The organism is Bacillus sp. FSL L8-0099, assembly GCF_038006385.1.
GTDB lineage: Bacteria > Bacillota > Bacilli > Bacillales > Bacillaceae_G > Bacillus_A > Bacillus_A toyonensis.
The window spans coordinates 4,106,847-4,124,300 of record NZ_JBBOVC010000001.1; the positions used below are offsets into that span (position 1 = coordinate 4,106,847).

A 17,454-nucleotide genomic window follows, 5' to 3' on the forward strand; every position below is an offset into this window, starting at 1 on the left:
TATCTATTATGAACGCTGTACTCGTCGCAGTAGCAGTCATGCTATTGCTTAGTTTGTTACGTGTCCAAGTCATTGTCGCCATTATTATTGGAGCTCTAACAGGCGGACTTATCGGCGGACTCGGTATTTCAGAAACAATTAACACTTTTACAACTGGTCTTGGAAACAGTGCCCCTATCGCATTAAGCTATGCAATGCTTGGCGGTTTCGCTATTTCTCTTTCTAAAACAGGACTTCCAGATGCCATGATTCAAACCGCATTAAAATGGATTGGCAACGAACAAGACACAAAAAAACAAGTTTATTCTAAAATACTGATTTTATTCATCATTTTAACAATGGCTTGTTTCTCACAAAATGTTATCCCTGTTCATATCGCTTTCATCCCAATCTTAATTCCTGCACTTTTAAAAGTATTAAACGAGCTGAAAGTAGATCGTAGACTTGTCACATGTATTATTACATTCGGGTTAATTACACCTTATATGTGGATCCCTGCAGGATTCGGAAAAATTTATCATGACGTATTGCAAACAAATGCTGCCCAAAGCGGCCTTACATTTGATGTCGCGCTTATCCCAAAAGCGATGACTATTCCAGCAATCGGAATGATTATCGGATTATGTGTAGCGGTATTCATTACGTACCGAAAACCTCGTACATATGAAACAGAACAAATTCATACCGCCGAAAGTGAAATCGTTCCCTATACAAAGCGAAGCATCACTTTCGGATTATTATCTATCACAGCTACATTAACTGTTCAATTAGCAACAGAATCAATGATTTTCGGTGCCTTAGCGGGGATTATTGTCTTATCAATTAGTGGTAGTCTCCCCCTTAAAGAAGCAGATGCAATATTAACAAGTGGAATGCGTATGATGTCCTTTATCGGATTTGTTATGATTTCTGCCGCTGGATTTGGCGCTGTTCTTCGAAAAACAGGACATGTTGAATCACTTGTGCAAACGAGTGCACATTTCATCGGAAATAACAAACCGCTTGCTGCATTTCTTATGCTCGTTATCGGACTTCTCGTTACGATGGGAATTGGTTCATCCTTTTCAACCATTCCTATCTTAACAACAATTTTTGTACCCCTTTGCATTCAGCTTGGATTTAGTCCAATGGCTACAATTGCAATTATCGGTACAGCAGGAGCGCTAGGTGATGCAGGATCTCCAGCATCTGATAGTACACTTGGACCAACATCAGGTTTAAACGCTGACGGTCAACACCATCATATATGGGATACATGTGTACCGACTTTTCTGCATTATAATATACCGTTACTTATATTTGGCTTTATTGCCGCAATTACATTGTAAAAGGTGCGTATAAAACGCACCTTTTACTTTTTCATTTTCCCTTTTAATTGTTGAAAAGCTATTTTCGCTTCTTCTTCGACGTAATTTTCAATTGCTGGTAGTGATGGACCTATCCATTCACTCTCGATACTCCCATTCGGTCCAATAATTTTTAATTTTTCTGGTATATGTATATTTAGAAATTTGGCTGCTCGAATTAACTCGGTAGCAACCTTATCACTTGAAGCTACAATTCCATCTATATACGGATGAGTTTGCAATAATGTAATAAACTGTTTATTCGTATACCTTTGTACACATGCTTCTCGATAAGAGATCCCTTCATCCCAAACAGCGTCTAAAAATCCTGATATACGCTCTTCCATTTCTTCACTTTCTTCCCCCTCACCGAAATAAGCAAGAAAGTGACATGCTTTCTCTTTTAATAAAGAAACAGCCCTCTGTCCACTTTCATAATGATTTGTAAGAGGTTGTTTTTCCTCCATCACAACAAATGGGAATTCGATTTTCCCTAGACTTTTAAAAACTGATTTTGTCAAAATAACACCTGCAACGTTATTTTGCTTCAACATATGTATGTATCTATCTTTATTCTCTATATTACAAACGATTATTTGATAGCCTTCTTTATATGCTATTTCCTCAATACAATGTAGCAAAGTGATGTTTAATGGGTTACATAAATTCTCTACAAGTAATGCAATGATTGTTGAATTCTCTTTAAATAATGGCTTTGCTGCACTGTTTGGCCTATAACGTAATTCCTCAATTGCTTCCTTTACTTGTTTTACTGTTTCGTCATGAACGTATCCTTTTTCATTAATAACTCGTGAAACGGTTGCGACTGAAACACCTGCCAATTTTGCAACATCACGTATAGTTGCCACATCGTCACCCCTTAATATGGTAATAGATTACAATTTTAAGGTAACTTAAATTACAGTATTCGTCAAGATTAATAACTTATATTTCTGAAAATTGTTACATCATTTCAATAAACGATACTCCATCTGAATTTCATGTAAAATCGGGATATTATCATATCCAATGCGCGGAATTTCTTGCTTTATTTTTCGCGCCTCTTCTACTGCATTTACATATAAATTTGTCATCATGAAATTACGTTTTTGATAAAAGCGTAACGCGTTCATATTATCATTTGTTGTAATGAGCCAAACTCCTTGGCACTGTGCTTCTTGAGCAACTTGCAATACGCAATCCACAAGCTTCGTCCCGATCCCCTTCCTTTCTTCAAAACTATCTAACGATACAATTTCACACAAATTCCCAGTCACTTCATACGTTATAATTCCGATTATTCTGTCATCTAAAAACGCAACAAATCCTGGTAGCTCTTCTAACTGATGCCCCTTACCACGCGAAACCATCAATGAGCTCCCCCAGTTTTCACACATGAACATTCGGATTTTTTCTTTCATTGTTGATGTAATTTTTTTTATATGCACCATTTCCTATTTCTCTCCTTTTCTATCCTTGTGATACAATGTAAGTGTATCACATGTAACGGTATTTGGAGGATGAGGTAAAGTATGAAACGTTTTTTTGCAGCATTGTTTACTATACTAGGTGCGATAACTGCCCTTGGGATTTTCTTTACAAATAAAGTGATGTACTTGAAGAAAAAAACAGAGGAAGAAGTTCTAGAAAGAGAATCGAAAAAACATTTTCGTATAGAAGATTTTGACGCTCTTCATAAAGAAGAAATTCATATCCCTTCGCAATTCGGATATGATCTTCATGGATATTACATTCCTGCAGGTCATTCCAACAAGTTTATGGTTTTTTGTCACGGCGTAACTGTAAACAAAATGAACTCTGTAAAATATGCAAACTTATTTTTAAGCAGAGGATTTAATGTCCTTATTTATGATCATCGTCGTCATGGTAAAACCGGAGGAAAAACAACAAGCTATGGATACTATGAAAAACATGATTTAAAATCAGTAGTTGACTGGCTAAAAAGTCGTTTTGGCACAAATATAATACTCGGTATTCATGGTGAATCTATGGGCGCTGCAACACTACTTCAATACGCAGGACTTGTAGAAGATGGTGCTGATTTCTATATTGCAGATTGTCCTTTTTCTGATTTCTATGGGCAATTACAGCACCGCTTAAAGGTTGAATTCCATTTACCCAAATGGCCTTTATTACCATTAGCAAATGCTTTTTTAAAAGTTCGTGACGGGTATACAATTCGTGAAGTTTCACCAATCGACTGTATAAAAAACATTAACAATCCCGTTCTCTTTATTCATAGTAAAGATGACGATTATATTTTAGCCGATATGACAAAAGCTCTATATGAAGCAAAAGAAAATAATAAACAACTTTATATTGCAGAACACGGTGCACACGCTTGCTCTTATAACGAAAATAAAGAGGAGTATGAAGCAGCTCTTGATCAATTTTTGAACACATACGTAAAAGAAACAAAAAACAGGCTTGCATAAGCCTGTTTTTTTCATTGCGATAAAACGTCTGTAACTTGTTCCATGTTTTCAGAAATCCATTGCACAGCTTCATCTAGCGTTGGAAATTCTGTCGTTTGAAACGTTACCTCATCTTGAAGTAACCAAACATCCTTCGCTTCTTGTCCTACACCGGCAATCGACCAGTGCAATAAACTATATGGATGATTATCATTCAAAAATGATGCCCACGTGCGCTCATTTGCAATATTTCGTAATGTAAGTAATTGTTTATCCATCTTTCGTCACCTTACTCTAGTCAGTTATAAAAAACATTATAACACTCTCTTCTCTCCCAAAGAAAGTGCTCTTTTTATCCCGCGTTAACGGGCAGTGAGACTCCCATCTCAAAATTCGGCTAAAGCAAAGAAGTTAGGCGGGAGATTAACTGCCCGTAATCGCCCGATTGGTGAAGGCTAATAATCAGTGGAATGAACCCCCTCCACTAATTAAAGTTTCACTTTATATTGTCAAGTGCTTCCCTTGATTATATGATGAAATTAAGCGTTTGGGAAGGAGGGATAGCGTTGGCAAAAGTACAAATTAAAGTAAATGATAATGGCTCTTTTCGCGTTACAGGGGACGTGGAATTAGTCGACTCACAAGGGAATGTATTCCCAGCAAAACCAGCATTTTCTTTATGCCGTTGTGGTTTATCAAAAAATATGCCTTATTGCGATGCTTCGCATAAAGGTAAATTCGAATCTGTTGTTAGAGCACCAGAGGCAAAGTAATTTCGTATGTGACATGCACATTTTTTGTGCATGTTTTTTCTTTTAATCAAAGTCTGGATATTCCTTTTCCTAACAACATTTTTAACACTTTTGTCTCCATTTCAATCTCCATGTATTTTCACACAATTCTTCACATTCAAATATTTTTTGCTAGCCTTTTTTCTTTTTTGTGCTATAATTTGACCAAACAGCATCCTTCGGGGTCGGGTGAAATTCCCAACCGGCGGTGATGAAGTGAAAACTTCTAAGTCCGTGACCCGTTTTCAACTCGAAAACGGTGGATCTAGTGAAACTCTAGGGCCGACAGTATAGTCTGGATGGGAGAAGGATATGTTTCTAGTTTTTTATATAGTGAATACACTTTTATTTCAGTATGCATATTTTTATACATTCATTTTGAATTTATATATATGTTTAGTTTTCTATACTCATTTTTTATACTGAAATAAAAAAGAGACAACTAGCGTTTAAAAAATTCGATATTTTGCTAGGTTTTTTCCTTACGCAAAAATGTCAATCATCGCTAGGTTTCTTTCCTGTACTTTCGTATTCGAACTATAATTCTAGAAATCACGTCTCCCAAACCCCAAGGATATTAAATCCTTGGGGTTTTTTGATTTTTTTAGGAGAGGTGAAGAGAATGACTGATCAAGAATATATGAGGATTGCCTTGCAATTAGCTAAGGGGACATCAGGACAAACGAGTCCGAATCCTATGGTTGGTGCCATTGTGGTAAAAGATGGAAAAATTGTCGGAATGGGCGCTCATTTACGTGCTGGTGAAGAACACGCGGAAGTTCATGCCCTTCATATGGCTGGTGAGAAAGCCATAAACGCTACCGTCTATGTAACACTTGAGCCGTGTAGCCACTTTGGAAAAACACCACCTTGCTGTGAATTACTCATCGAAAAGGGAGTTAAGCGCATTGTCATTGCTACCCTTGATTGCAACCCGCTCGTTTCTGGTAATGGAAAAAAGAAATTAGAAGAGGCAGGAATCGAAGTAACTACGGGTGTTCTTGAAACGGAAGCAGTTTTATTAAATCGCTACTTTTTTCACTACATGAAAACGAAACGCCCATTTGTCACGATAAAGACCGCGATGAGCTTAGACGGCAAAACAGCCACTGTAACTGGTGAAAGTAAGTGGATTACTGGTGCAGAAGCACGCGCTGACGTTCACCAATATCGCCATACACATGATGCAATTCTTGTTGGAGTGAATACAGTTATAGCCGACAATCCACATTTAACAACAAGAATTCCAAATGGCGGGAAACATTCTATTCGCGTTATTTTAGATACCCATTTACGAACGCCACCATCTTCTCATGTCATAACAGATACTTTAGCACCGACATGGATTATTGTAGGTAAGGATGTAAATAAAGAGAAAATAGCTTCTTATGAATCTAAAAATATAGCGATATTCCAAATGAAAACGAAGCAAATTGAAATTCAAGATGTTTTAGATCTACTCGGTGAAAAACAAATCCTGTCTCTCTTCATCGAAGGTGGACAAACTGTTCATGCAAGTTTCTTACAAACAAACAATTTCAATGAAATTGTAACCTATATAAGCCCGAAATTAATTGGCGGGAAAGGTGCTCCTACTCTTTTTGGAGGAAACGGTTTTTCAAAATTACAAGATTCGCTTTCCTTGAAAATTCAAGAGATGAAACAAATTGGCGATGATATCAAAATTGTTGCGACTGCCCGAAATGAGGTGACGAAATGTTTACAGGAATTGTAGAAGAATTAGGAACGATCACAAACATGCAACAAAGCGGAGAAGCGATGAAATTAACGATCCATGCAAATAAAATTTTATCTGATGTCCATTTAGGTGATAGTATCGCGGTTAACGGGATTTGCTTAACTGTAACGAGCTTTACAACTACTTCATTTACAGTTGATGCAATGCCTGAAACGATGAAATCAACATCACTTCGCCTGCTTAAATCACACTCTAAAGTAAATTTAGAGCGGGCCATGGCTGCAAACGGGCGCTTTGGTGGACATTTCGTTTCAGGACATATCGATGGCATCGGGACAATTTTAACTAAAAAACAACATTACAATGCCGTCTATTACAAAATAGCAATTTCCGATGAATTGCTACGCTATTGTTTGCATAAAGGATCCGTTGCTGTTGATGGAACGAGTTTAACGATATTTGATATAGACGAATCTTCCATAACAATTTCACTCATCCCACACACAGTAAGCGAATCTGTCATCGGAGAAAAGAATGCCGGAGATATCGTAAACATTGAGTGTGACATGATTGGTAAATATATCGAACGCTTTATTTCTAAACCTGTAAAACGAACGGGGTCAATGTCCGAAAGCTTTTTACAAGAAAACGGATTTCTATAAGGGGGAAACATAATGTTTCATCGTATTGAAGAAGCTCTAGAAGATTTAAAACAAGGAAAAGTCGTTATCGTATGCGACGATGAAAACCGAGAAAATGAAGGCGATTTTATCGCTTTAGCAGAGTATATTACGCCAGAAACAATTAATTTTATGATTACACATGGTCGCGGCCTCGTTTGCGTACCGATTACGGAAGGGTACGCAGAGCGCCTACAATTAGAACCAATGGTATCTCATAATACAGATTCACATCATACTGCGTTTACAGTGAGCATTGATCATGTTTCTACAACAACAGGGATTAGCGCTCACGAACGTGCAACTACGATACAAGAATTGTTAAACCCTGCATCTAAAGGTGCTGATTTCAATCGACCTGGACATATCTTTCCATTAATCGCAAAAGAAGGCGGTGTCCTTCGCCGTTCAGGTCATACAGAAGCTGCTGTCGATTTAGCAAAACTTTGCGGAGCAGAACCTGCTGGTGTCATTTGCGAGATTATTAATGAGGACGGTACGATGGCACGTGTACCTGATTTACTACAGTGCGCAAAACAATTTGATATAAAAATGATTACGATAGAAGATTTAATTGTTTATCGCCGCCATCATGAAACACTTGTGACGAGAGAAGTGGAAATTACCTTACCTACAGATTTCGGTACTTTCCAAGCAATTGGCTATTCTAACTCATTAGATACGAAAGAACATATTGCGCTCATAAAAGGTGATATTTCAACAGGTGAACCGGTGCTTGTACGTGTTCATTCTGAATGTTTAACAGGAGATGTATTCGGTTCATGTCGCTGTGATTGCGGACCACAACTCCATGCAGCACTTGCTCAAATTGAGCGTGAAGGAAAAGGTGTTCTTCTTTATATGAGACAAGAAGGACGAGGCATCGGGCTTCTTAATAAGCTTCGCGCTTATAAATTGCAGGAAGAAGGATTCGATACTGTAGAAGCAAATGAAAAACTCGGCTTCCCTGCTGACCTTCGTGATTATGGTATCGGCGCTCAAATATTAAAAGATTTAGGCTTACAAAGTTTACGATTATTAACGAATAATCCAAGAAAAATTGCTGGCTTACAAGGTTACGATTTAGAAGTAGTCGAGCGTGTACCGTTGCAAATGCCAACAAAAGAAGAGAATAAAACATATTTACAAACGAAAGTAAACAAATTAGGACATTTATTAAACTTATAATCAAAGGAGAGATTTATTATGGTATTCGAAGGTCATTTAGTTGGTACAGGATTAAAAGTTGGGGTTGTTGTTGGACGTTTTAATGAATTTATTACAAGTAAATTACTTGGCGGCGCTTTAGACGGATTAAAACGTCACGGCGTAGAAGAAAATGATATTGATGTCGCTTGGGTTCCTGGTGCATTTGAAATTCCTTTAATCGCTAAAAAGATGGCCAGTAGCGGAAAGTATGATGCTGTTATTACTTTAGGTACTGTAATCCGTGGAGCTACTACACATTACGATTACGTTTGTAATGAAGTAGCAAAAGGTGTTGCGTCTTTATCACTACAAACTGACATCCCTGTTATTTTCGGTGTATTAACGACAGAAACAATTGAACAAGCGATTGAACGTGCAGGTACGAAAGCTGGTAATAAAGGATATGAATCAGCCGTTGCTGCCATTGAAATGGCTCACTTATCAAAACAATGGGCATAAAAAAAGAGGCTGCGGCCTCTTTTTATTTTTTCGCTTTTTTTCGTACATCTTTTATTAATTCATTCATCGTTTTTCCTTCTGTCTTTATACGAAGTGCTTGCGCTGTTCTCCATACATTCTCTCTTTTTTTCGCTTCTTCTATAATAGTAATTTCTTTTCGTACTTCCTTTAAATCTTTCCCTTCCGTTTTCAATCCAAAATGTTCAGCTTTCGTTCGAAAATGTTGTTCAATTCTTTGTTGCATCTCTTTTTGTTCAGGATTTTCAGCGGCCTTAACTGGATCAGTACTTATTGCTTTTATTAAAATTAGACAGGTCATAATCGCTAATATGTATTTGTGCATGTAAAATCCTCCAACCCAATATAAAATACATATTTACTATGTACAACTAGGGCTTGGAAAATTCGTCTGCAAAAATTCTTTTTCTCACTCAAAACCCATTCGTATCAAGTGATAATAGCCTTTTATTACATTTTATTTACAAAAAAAGCAAACTCTTTTACAAGTTTGCTTTTTCCTCTATCTTATAGTGCACATTCCTCAATCTCAAATCCTAAATCTTCAATCATACCCCAGTCTGCAGTTGGCTCTTGTCCAGCTGTCGTTAAGTAATCCCCGACAAAAATAGAGTTTGCTGCAAATAAGCCGAGTGGCTGTACAGAACGTAAATTAATTTCGCGACCTCCTGAAATACGAATTTCTTTTGTTGGGTTTACGAAACGCATCATCGCCAATACTTTTAAACATTCTACAGGTGTTAACTCTTTTTGTCCTTCAAGCGGTGTGCCCTTTACAGCAACGAGGAAATTACACGGAATAGAATCTGCATCTATACGTTGTAATTCAAATGCTATTTCAGCACGTTCTTCAATTGTTTCTCCCATTCCAAAAATCGCCCCAGAGCATGGTGAAATACCAGCTTGTTTCGCTTTTTGAACCGTATCAACACGATCGTCATACGTATGAGTTGAGCAAATGCTTTCATAATTGTTTTCATGTGTATTTAAGTTGTGGTTATAACGATGAACACCAGCTTCTGCTAAGCGTCCTGCTTGATCTTCGTTTAAGAAACCTAAACAGCAACAAATCTTCAAATCTGTCGTTTCACGAATTTCCTTCACAGCCCCAATTACGTGATTTACTTCTTTATCTGTCGGGCGACGGCCAGATGCTACAATACAATATGTACCCGCTTTACGGCGAATTGCTTCATGTGCTCCTTCTACAATCTTCTCCTGCGTTAACCATGCATATTTATCAATTGGTGCTTCTGAAATAATAGACTGTGAACAATACCCACAATCTTCAGGACATAAGCCAGATTTCGTATTAATAATCATATTCAATTTTATTTTCTTACCAAAATGATGATGACGAATGATGTAGGCTGCATTCATAATTTCTAAAACTTCTGTATCATCAGCTTCTAATATTGCTATTGCATCTTCTTTCGTAATCATTTTCTCTTCTACTACGTCGTATGCAAGTTTTTTCCAATCCCTTTTTGTTTGTACTTGTTTCATTTCATCTCTTCCCCTCTTTTGTTATATACGTAAATAAAGCATGATACGTTGCCATTATCCCTTCATTTCCCGTGAAGTCTCTTTCGTATATACGAAGCATCGCACGAAAGAGTGAGGGACTTTGGCAATATGATTCTTCATTACTATTGGTCGCTCCTACTTTTCGAATAGAATGCAGAAACTCTCTAACTTCTGCAAAACTCTCTATGTAACATGTTTCAGAAACATGTACATTCCCTGTTTCTATCTTGCATATATGGCGTAACTGATCTTTCGAATAAAAACGTTGACCTATCACTATTTCATTTCGTATATTTTTTTCTTCTTTCGCCCTCCGAAACGAATTGTGAAGCTCTTGAAAAGTTTCTTGTCCAAACGTTGAAAAGAGTAGTATCCCATCTGTAGACAAATGATGAAATAGATTTCTAATCACTTGTTTTAAATCATTTAGCCATTGAAATGTAGCATTTGAAATAATGACATCATATGATTCTTCTAATCGTAATCGTTCGATATCTTCACAGTGAAACGTTACATTTTTTACATTTTGTCTAGTTTTCGCAACCGCAATCATACTTTCAGCAAAATCAATAGCTGTAATATGCGCTTTTGGAAATAAGTTTGATAATTTCTCTGTGACATAACCTGTCCCGCATCCAAGTTCTAAAATACGTATCGATGAATTTGCACTATATCGTCGATTCAATGTAGAAAGTAATGAATGTGCCATCTTTTTTTGTACATTTGCATATTGATCGTAAGATACAGCTGCCACGTTAAACCGTTTTTGCAGTAACGTTTTGTTGATCATGTCGTATCCCCTCTACAAATTGAATTACCTCATTTGCACAATATTCAAAATTCGTTATACATAATGCGTGTCCTGCCTCACTTACTACCTTGAGTGTTACATTTGTATTGTCCGCCATACTATGAGCAGCAGACAATGGACATATTACATCCTGCTCTCCATGAATAAATAGTATAGGTGCTTGAATTTCTTTCAGCTCTCCTCTCATATCTGTTTCTATTAAATAATCCAAACCTAATTGTAAAGACTGAATAGAATCCCCTTTAAAATGTTTTACAATATCTTCAAAACATTTATTCTCTTTCAACTCATCTTTCGTAAACATATTTTCATAGAACCGCTTGAGCGTATCTTCTTTCTTCCCCACCAAATTCTTTTTCAGCCGTTCTACATGCAAAGAATTCCATCCACTTGTATAGTCACTCGTATTTGTAAATTTAGCAGTACCACCAATTAATACGATACCTTTTGCCTTAATCTTTTTATAGGCTTGAATTGCCGCTAAAGCTCCTAATGACCATCCAACTAAAATTACATTTTCATCATGCGCTACATCTATTATTCGTTCCGCAAACTCGCCTATCTCTTTCACGTTACGCCAATCTATGCATTGAACAGGATATTCTTTGAAATACGGAAGTACTAAATCCCAAACATTTTCTTCCATTCCCCATCCAGGGATAAAAATAATCTTTAGCTCTTTCATACGAAAAGCTCCTCTTCTTTCGCAATGTGAATAATTTGGTCAATGGCCCATTTTAAATCAGCTATTGTATGTTGTGACGTAACAGCAAAACGGACCCGGGAACTATTAATTGGAACCGTCGGTGGACGAATTGCAATTGCTGCGATGTCTACCTCTTGTAATCTTTTACTAAACCGTAAAGCATTTTCATTTGAACCGACTACAATCGGTACAATATGAGTTGAGCTATTCCCAATATCAAAACCAGCTTCTCGTAAATGGGTTCTGAAATATGCACCATTCGCTATAAGACTCTCTCTTCTTTCGTTATCTTCTTTCACAATTTCAATTGCTTTTCGTATCGCCCCTAATATTCCTGGTGGTAAGGCTGTAGTAAAAATAAAGCTTCTCATCATATTTCGTAAATACTCTATATAAATTGCATCGCCTGTCAAATACGCACCATAGCACCCTAAAGCTTTACTAAACGTCCCCATATGTATATCAATTTTTTGAGCAATGTCTTTTTCTATATGAGATAACCCAGCTCCATCGATTCCATATATTCCACTCGCATGCGCTTCATCAACTATAATGATTGCCCCGTATTTCTCCTTAAGCTGCACTAATTCTCTCAAGTATGCAGTATCACCATCCATACTAAAAACAGTATCAGTTACGATTAATTTCCTCTTTTCAGGTGACGCTATTTTCAATAACTTCTCTAAATGATCCAAATCATTATGACGATACCTTTTATGTTCTGCGCCGCTTAATATAATTCCATCAACAATACTTGCGTGATTTAATTTATCACTAAACACAATATCGTGACGACAGGCTAAAGCAGATATAGCACCTACATTTGCTGTATATCCACTATTTACAATTAGTGCTCTTTCAGTACCTTTCCAGTTGCATACACTTCTCTCAACCTCTTCATACAATGGATAATTTCCTACAACGAGGCGAGAGGCAGTCGCACCAGTTCCATATTTTTTTGTACACGCAATAGCAGCTTCTTTTAATCTTTCATCCCCAGCTAATCCTAAATAATTATTTGATGCTAAATTTAACAACCTTTTTTTATCTCGAATAAGCCACGTCTCTTCTGCTTGCTCTGTTACATGCAAATTACGATACTGTCCTTGCTCATGTAATTGTTGTAATTTAGATTGAAGATGTGTGCGCCACGTTTGATTCATTTTGAATGAACTCCTCTAATTTTGAAATCATAATATGTTCTTTTGCTGATTCCAATAATTTTTCCCTAGTAAATTCACCTTCAAGAAATGGTAATAAACCTAAAACTGGTACTCCACTTAACTCCTCAATCATTTCTTTATTTTCTTGCACTCTTTCTTTGTCACATTCTTTACAACTAGACAAAATTACACCTGCTACTGTTAAACCGTGTGCCTGTGCATAAGAAATTGTTAAGACAGTATGATTTACTGTCCCTAGCGTAGGGCGAGCTACTATAATAAGAGGCAACTGTAATTGTTTTGCGAAATCAATTACTAAACTATCTTCAGTATATGGGACTGCAAGCCCGCCTGCCCCTTCGACAAATACGCTATTAAACTCTTTTAATAGTTCTTCATAGTGCCTCATAATGTCTTTTAACTTTACGACTCTTCCAGCTCTTTTCATCGCAAGTCTCGGAGCAAGCGGTTCTTCAATGGAATAAGGACAAATTTCAGCTTCTTTTGTCGGTACACCCGATAATGCTTTTAATCTTGCTGCATCTCCCTCAGGGTTTGATGCAACATGTCCACTTTGCAACGGTTTATATACCCCTACGCTATATCCCAACTCTCTATATACACCTGCTAACGCACCTGCAACCACAGTTTTTCCAACTTCAGTATCTGTTGCTGTTATGAAAAAACCGCTCATTCTTCTCCCTCCGTAACATCTGAGATTGCTTTATATAAAATGCGTAACATATCATCAATCTCATCAATTGTAGAAGCAAGAGGAGGCATAAATACAATCGTGTTACCGAGCGGTCGTAAAATCATGCCAAGATCTCTTGAGCGTTTACATACTTGCACACCGACTCTTTCTGTCCATTCAAACGATTCTTTCGTTTCCTTATTCTTCACTAGTTCAATACCAACCATTAACCCACACTGACGAATATCACCTACATGTTTATATGCAAAGAGCGCTTCTAATTGCTTTGCTACATATTCTGTTTTACGTGCAACATCTTCTATTAAATTTGTTTTTTCATATAATTCTAGATTCGCAATTGCTACTGCACACCCTAACGGATTACCTGTGTAACTATGACCATGGAAAAATGATTTTTGTTCCTCATATTCTCCTAAGAAGGCATTATATATTTCGTCTGTCGTTACCGTAACTGCAACCGGTAAATAACCACCTGTTAAACCTTTCCCAGCGGTTAAAATGTCTGGCGTCACATTTTCATGTTCACATGCAAACATTTTTCCAGTGCGCCCAAATCCCGTTGCTACTTCATCCGTAATAAATAAAACATTATATGTTGTACATAAATCCCTTAGCCCTTTTAAATATCCTTTCGGCATTGTAATCATACCGCCAGCACCTTGCATTAAAGGTTCTACAATAATAGCTGCAATTTCTTCATGTTTTTCTTTCAGCATTTCTTCCATTTCTTCTAAATGTTTTTTTACAATTTGTTCCTTATTATCTCCATAAGGAGAACGATATGTATATGGATACGGCATTTTAATTGCTTCAAATAAGAGTGAACTATACACTTGGTGAAACAAGTCTATTGCTCCTACTGAAACAGCACCAATCGTATCACCGTGATATGCTTCTTTTAATGTAACAAATCTTTGTTTTCTCGGTTTCCCTTTATGTTGCCAATATTGGAAAGCCATCTTAATTGCAATTTCAACAGCTGTAGAACCAGAGTCTGAATAGAACACCTTCTTCAATCCTTCTGGTACAACCTCAATAATTTTTTCTGCTAATAAAATTGATGGAACGTTAGCAAGTCCTAACATAGTAGAATGAGCAATTTTATTTAATTGCTCACGAATTGCTTCATCTAATTCTGGCACTTGATGTCCGTGAACATTTAGCCAAATAGATGAAACCCCATCCCAATATTCATTTCCATTTACATCGTATAGCTTTCTTCCCTCTCCACGTTCAATAATGACAGGATCTTCTTCTAAATAATCTTTCATTTGTGTAAATGGGTGCCATACGTAAGCTTTATTTTTCTCTGATAATTCTTCATATGTATAAGATGATTTTTCAGTCGTATTACTATTTACAGTCACAATTGCCACCCCTAATGTTAACTAGTTTATAGATATAGTTAACATTAAATCCAAAAGACTGTCAATTATTTTTAAATTAAAAAGTTCTTAAAAAAGAACAACTTATCATACGATAAGTTGTTCTACTTTCCATGCTGTATCTTTCCGATTTCTAAAATAATCTCTTCATCTTTTTTTCCTTCTGTATCAATTCCCAGTTGTTTTGCGTGCTCAATTAATAAATCATGACGCTTCTCAAATCTAGCTGTGTTTACTTCTTTCGTAATTTCCTCTTTTGTTTTCTCATCAGTAGAAACTCCTAGTTTCGCAGCTGCTTTTTCCATCGACTTCTTCTCTTCCGTTTCTTTCACTTTCTTCACTTCTGATTGCTGGATTTGCTTTTGCTTCACCTGCTCTGATTCAGCTGCAAAAGCTGTGTAAATTCCAGCACTTCCGCCAATGACTAGTAAGGTGGTAAAAAGAATTAGTTTTTTCTTCACTCTTTTCTCCCCTTTCGAATTCATTATAACGCACATTTTTCAATGTTAAAACCTATCTCCTTTATTTCCCTAAAAAAATATTACACATTTTTATTGACATGTATGATGAATATATGATAAAAATTTAATTAACATCATATGAATCGGCGTTGATAGGATTTAGTAGTATTTCGATTTCTGATTTCAGAGAGCTGGTGGTCGGTGCGAACCAGTACAGAGCGAATTATGAATTACCCCCTGGAGCTTCTTTTACGAAACGTAAGGAGTAGTGAAAGACGGTTATAGACCGTTATGTCTAAAGAGTGGTGAAACGACACTGTTTCACAATTTAGGGTGGTACCGCGAATTTTTCGTCCCTGCATATATTGCAGGGGCGTTTTTTATTTTATTAACGCATATCATACGACCCTTTATTTTGTGATACATTCATTTTACAAGCTAGGGTGGTACCGCGATTTCTTCGTCCCTGCATAATTATATGCAGGGACGTTTTTTTATCCAATCATTTCCGTATCATATAGAAGTATTAACAAATTACCGGTAATTTGTCAAAAAATTCTAAAATTTAAAAGGAAATATACAATATTGGCGAATTTTATATAAAAAAGACTATTCTCGATTAATTAGGAGGGGAAAACAATGGTTTCAAAAATTGAATCTGTTCTTTTAACAATTTTTATCTTTTTCTGTATTGGTTTTAGTGTTATTCAATTAGAAGTTTCACCGCATATCCCGATTTTATTCGGTATCGTTATTTTATTAGCGTTTGGGTTTATGAAAAAAATCTCTTGGTCTACTATGGAAAAAGGGATGATCAGTAGTATTTCAGCGGGGATTCCATCTATTTTTATTTTCTTACTTGTAGGCGTATTAATTAGTGTATGGATCGCAGCTGGAACAATTCCAACTTTAATGGTATACGGCTTCCAACTTGTATCTCCGAAAATTTTCGTTCCAACTGTTTTTGTTGTTTGTGCGATTGTTGGAACGAGTATCGGTAGTGCATTTACAACTGCTGCAACTGTAGGACTTGCCTTTATGGGCATGGGTAGTGCTCTTGGATACGATCCAGCGCTTATCGCTGGTGCAATTATTTCTGGTGCATTCTTTGGGGATAAAATGTCTCCTTTATCTGATACAACAAACTTAGCTCCTGCTGTAACCGGTGTAGATTTATTTGAACATATTCGTAATATGCTTTGGACGACAGTTCCAGCTTTCATTATTGCTTTTATTGCATATTTCATTTTAGGCAGTGGATCTGGAGGCAATGTTGATTTCACATCCTTTATTAGCACGTTAGAAAAAAATGCAACAATTTCTATCGTTACACTTATTCCAATTTTATTACTGTTCCTATTCGCATTCAAAAAGGTTCCAGCAGTTCCAACATTACTTGCTGGAATCGTAGTAGGAATCATTATTCTCTTTATTTTCAAACCTAGTACATCTCTAACTGATTTAATGAAAATTATGCAGGACGGTTACGTTTCTAAAACTGGTATAAAAGATATTGATAGCTTATTATCTCGCGGCGGTTTACAAAGTATGATGATGTCCGTTGCCCTTATTTTCCTAGCTCTTTGCATGGGAGGATTACTACAAGGGATGGGTATTATCGCGCAGCTGATGAATATCATCTCTAGCTTTGTTAAAAATAGTACACGCTTAATTATTTCTACTGCTTCAACTGCAATTGGTGTAAACTTCTTACTCGGCGAACAATACTTGTCAATCGTTTTAACAGGACAAGCATTCGCTAACAAATACGATGAAGTCGGTTTAGAACGTCGTAATTTATCACGAGTACTAGAAGATGCTGGTACAGTAATTAATCCACTCGTACCATGGGGTGTAAGTGGCGTATTCTTAACAAACGTCCTTAGCGTTCCAACATTCGATTACCTGCCATACGCAATCTTCTGTTTAGCTTGTCCAGTTGTAACCATTATCGTCGGCTTTACTGGATTCGGTCTTTCATGGAAAAAAGAAAAAGCAGTACCAGTTTCATAATATACAAGTAAAAAAAGGATTACCGATTGCGGTAAT

19 protein-coding genes, 1 riboswitch and 1 other annotated feature are annotated in these 17,454 nt (G+C 36.7%); of the genes, 8 read left to right on the top strand and 11 right to left on the bottom strand.

Annotated features, from left to right (window positions below):
* Nucleotides 1–8: 8 nt before the first annotated feature.
* The gene (locus MHH42_RS20740) at nucleotides 9–1,328 is read left to right on the top strand and encodes a Na+/H+ antiporter family protein (protein ID WP_000994821.1); all 1,320 of its coding nucleotides are present in this window, start codon (nucleotides 9–11) and stop codon (nucleotides 1,326–1,328) included.
* A gap of 23 nt (nucleotides 1,329–1,351) precedes the next feature.
* On the opposite strand, the gene MHH42_RS20745 is transcribed toward MHH42_RS20740, so the two are convergent.
* A complete protein-coding gene (locus tag MHH42_RS20745; RefSeq protein WP_000201332.1) occupies nucleotides 1,352–2,215 on the bottom strand; it encodes a LacI family DNA-binding transcriptional regulator in 864 nt (287 codons plus the stop codon).
* A gap of 99 nt (nucleotides 2,216–2,314) precedes the next feature.
* Nucleotides 2,315–2,797 carry a GNAT family N-acetyltransferase gene (locus MHH42_RS20750; RefSeq protein ID WP_000233394.1) on the bottom strand — a complete coding sequence of 161 codons (483 nt, stop codon included), beginning with the start codon at nucleotides 2,795–2,797 and terminating at the stop codon, nucleotides 2,315–2,317.
* A gap of 81 nt (nucleotides 2,798–2,878) precedes the next feature.
* Between MHH42_RS20750 and MHH42_RS20755 the strand changes: the two genes are divergently transcribed.
* A complete protein-coding gene (locus tag MHH42_RS20755; protein WP_000819220.1) occupies nucleotides 2,879–3,802 on the top strand; it encodes an alpha/beta hydrolase in 924 nt (307 codons plus the stop codon).
* Nucleotides 3,803–3,813: 11 nt separating this feature from the next.
* On the opposite strand, the gene MHH42_RS20760 is transcribed toward MHH42_RS20755, so the two are convergent.
* Nucleotides 3,814–4,059, bottom strand: a complete 246-nt coding sequence (locus MHH42_RS20760) for a DUF2552 family protein (RefSeq protein WP_000360799.1) — start codon at nucleotides 4,057–4,059, stop codon at nucleotides 3,814–3,816.
* Nucleotides 4,060–4,311: 252 nt separating this feature from the next.
* Between MHH42_RS20760 and MHH42_RS20765 the strand changes: the two genes are divergently transcribed.
* From MHH42_RS20765 to ribH, 5 genes are all read left to right on the top strand, one after another.
* Complete coding sequence (locus tag MHH42_RS20765) at nucleotides 4,312–4,554, top strand: CDGSH iron-sulfur domain-containing protein (protein WP_002039507.1); 243 nt, start codon at nucleotides 4,312–4,314, stop codon at nucleotides 4,552–4,554.
* A gap of 189 nt (nucleotides 4,555–4,743) precedes the next feature.
* A riboswitch (FMN riboswitch) is annotated at nucleotides 4,744–4,887 on the top strand.
* A 307-nt stretch (nucleotides 4,888–5,194) separates the two neighbouring features.
* Complete coding sequence (gene ribD / locus MHH42_RS20770) at nucleotides 5,195–6,307, top strand: bifunctional diaminohydroxyphosphoribosylaminopyrimidine deaminase/5-amino-6-(5-phosphoribosylamino)uracil reductase RibD (RefSeq protein ID WP_016109066.1); 1,113 nt, start codon at nucleotides 5,195–5,197, stop codon at nucleotides 6,305–6,307.
* Nucleotides 6,289–6,933: a riboflavin synthase subunit alpha gene (gene ribE, locus MHH42_RS20775; protein ID WP_000493931.1), complete on the top strand. Its 645-nt coding sequence runs from the start codon at nucleotides 6,289–6,291 to the stop codon at nucleotides 6,931–6,933. Before ribD ends, ribE begins: the two co-directional genes overlap by 19 nt.
* A 12-nt stretch (nucleotides 6,934–6,945) precedes the next feature.
* Nucleotides 6,946–8,139 carry a bifunctional 3,4-dihydroxy-2-butanone 4-phosphate synthase/GTP cyclohydrolase II gene (ribBA, locus tag MHH42_RS20780; protein WP_000469004.1) on the top strand — a complete coding sequence of 398 codons (1,194 nt, stop codon included), beginning with the start codon at nucleotides 6,946–6,948 and terminating at the stop codon, nucleotides 8,137–8,139.
* Between the two features lie 18 nt (nucleotides 8,140–8,157).
* Nucleotides 8,158–8,619, top strand: coding sequence for a 6,7-dimethyl-8-ribityllumazine synthase (gene ribH / locus MHH42_RS20785; RefSeq protein ID WP_000230897.1), 462 nt, complete (start codon nucleotides 8,158–8,160; stop codon nucleotides 8,617–8,619).
* 22 nt (nucleotides 8,620–8,641) lie between these two features.
* On the opposite strand, the gene MHH42_RS20790 is transcribed toward ribH, so the two are convergent.
* The 8 genes from MHH42_RS20790 to MHH42_RS20825 all read right to left on the bottom strand — a co-directional run bounded on the left by MHH42_RS20790 (nucleotide 8,642) and on the right by MHH42_RS20825 (nucleotide 15,405).
* Nucleotides 8,642–8,962, bottom strand: a complete 321-nt coding sequence (locus MHH42_RS20790) for a hypothetical protein (RefSeq protein ID WP_000549775.1) — start codon at nucleotides 8,960–8,962, stop codon at nucleotides 8,642–8,644.
* A gap of 182 nt (nucleotides 8,963–9,144) precedes the next feature.
* Nucleotides 9,145–10,143: a biotin synthase gene (bioB, locus tag MHH42_RS20795; protein WP_000815851.1), complete on the bottom strand. Its 999-nt coding sequence runs from the start codon at nucleotides 10,141–10,143 to the stop codon at nucleotides 9,145–9,147.
* Nucleotide 10,144: 1 nt separating this feature from the next.
* Nucleotides 10,145–10,954 carry a malonyl-ACP O-methyltransferase BioC gene (bioC, locus tag MHH42_RS20800; protein ID WP_016109068.1) on the bottom strand — a complete coding sequence of 270 codons (810 nt, stop codon included), beginning with the start codon at nucleotides 10,952–10,954 and terminating at the stop codon, nucleotides 10,145–10,147.
* Entirely contained in the window at nucleotides 10,920–11,660 is a 741-nt protein-coding gene (locus MHH42_RS20805; protein ID WP_000661287.1) for an alpha/beta fold hydrolase, read from the bottom strand. The genes bioC and MHH42_RS20805 overlap by 35 nt, the downstream gene beginning before the upstream one ends.
* Entirely contained in the window at nucleotides 11,657–12,844 is a 1,188-nt protein-coding gene (gene bioF / locus MHH42_RS20810) for an 8-amino-7-oxononanoate synthase (RefSeq protein ID WP_001077303.1), read from the bottom strand. The genes MHH42_RS20805 and bioF overlap by 4 nt, the downstream gene beginning before the upstream one ends.
* Nucleotides 12,810–13,538 carry a dethiobiotin synthase gene (bioD, locus tag MHH42_RS20815; protein ID WP_340894022.1) on the bottom strand — a complete coding sequence of 243 codons (729 nt, stop codon included), beginning with the start codon at nucleotides 13,536–13,538 and terminating at the stop codon, nucleotides 12,810–12,812. Before bioD ends, bioF begins: the two co-directional genes overlap by 35 nt.
* The gene (bioA, locus tag MHH42_RS20820; protein WP_000217832.1) at nucleotides 13,535–14,926 is read right to left on the bottom strand and encodes an adenosylmethionine--8-amino-7-oxononanoate transaminase; all 1,392 of its coding nucleotides are present in this window, start codon (nucleotides 14,924–14,926) and stop codon (nucleotides 13,535–13,537) included. The genes bioD and bioA overlap by 4 nt, the downstream gene beginning before the upstream one ends.
* Nucleotides 14,927–15,048: 122 nt before the next feature.
* Nucleotides 15,049–15,405, bottom strand: a complete 357-nt coding sequence (locus tag MHH42_RS20825; RefSeq protein WP_000727842.1) for a hypothetical protein — start codon at nucleotides 15,403–15,405, stop codon at nucleotides 15,049–15,051.
* Nucleotides 15,406–15,545: 140 nt separating this feature from the next.
* Nucleotides 15,546–15,766, top strand: a binding site (T-box leader).
* Between the two features lie 278 nt (nucleotides 15,767–16,044).
* Here MHH42_RS20825 and nhaC point away from each other — a divergent pair.
* Nucleotides 16,045–17,418, top strand: coding sequence for a Na+/H+ antiporter NhaC (gene nhaC / locus MHH42_RS20830; protein WP_000253727.1), 1,374 nt, complete (start codon nucleotides 16,045–16,047; stop codon nucleotides 17,416–17,418).
* The last annotated feature ends 36 nt before the right edge of the window (nucleotides 17,419–17,454 follow it).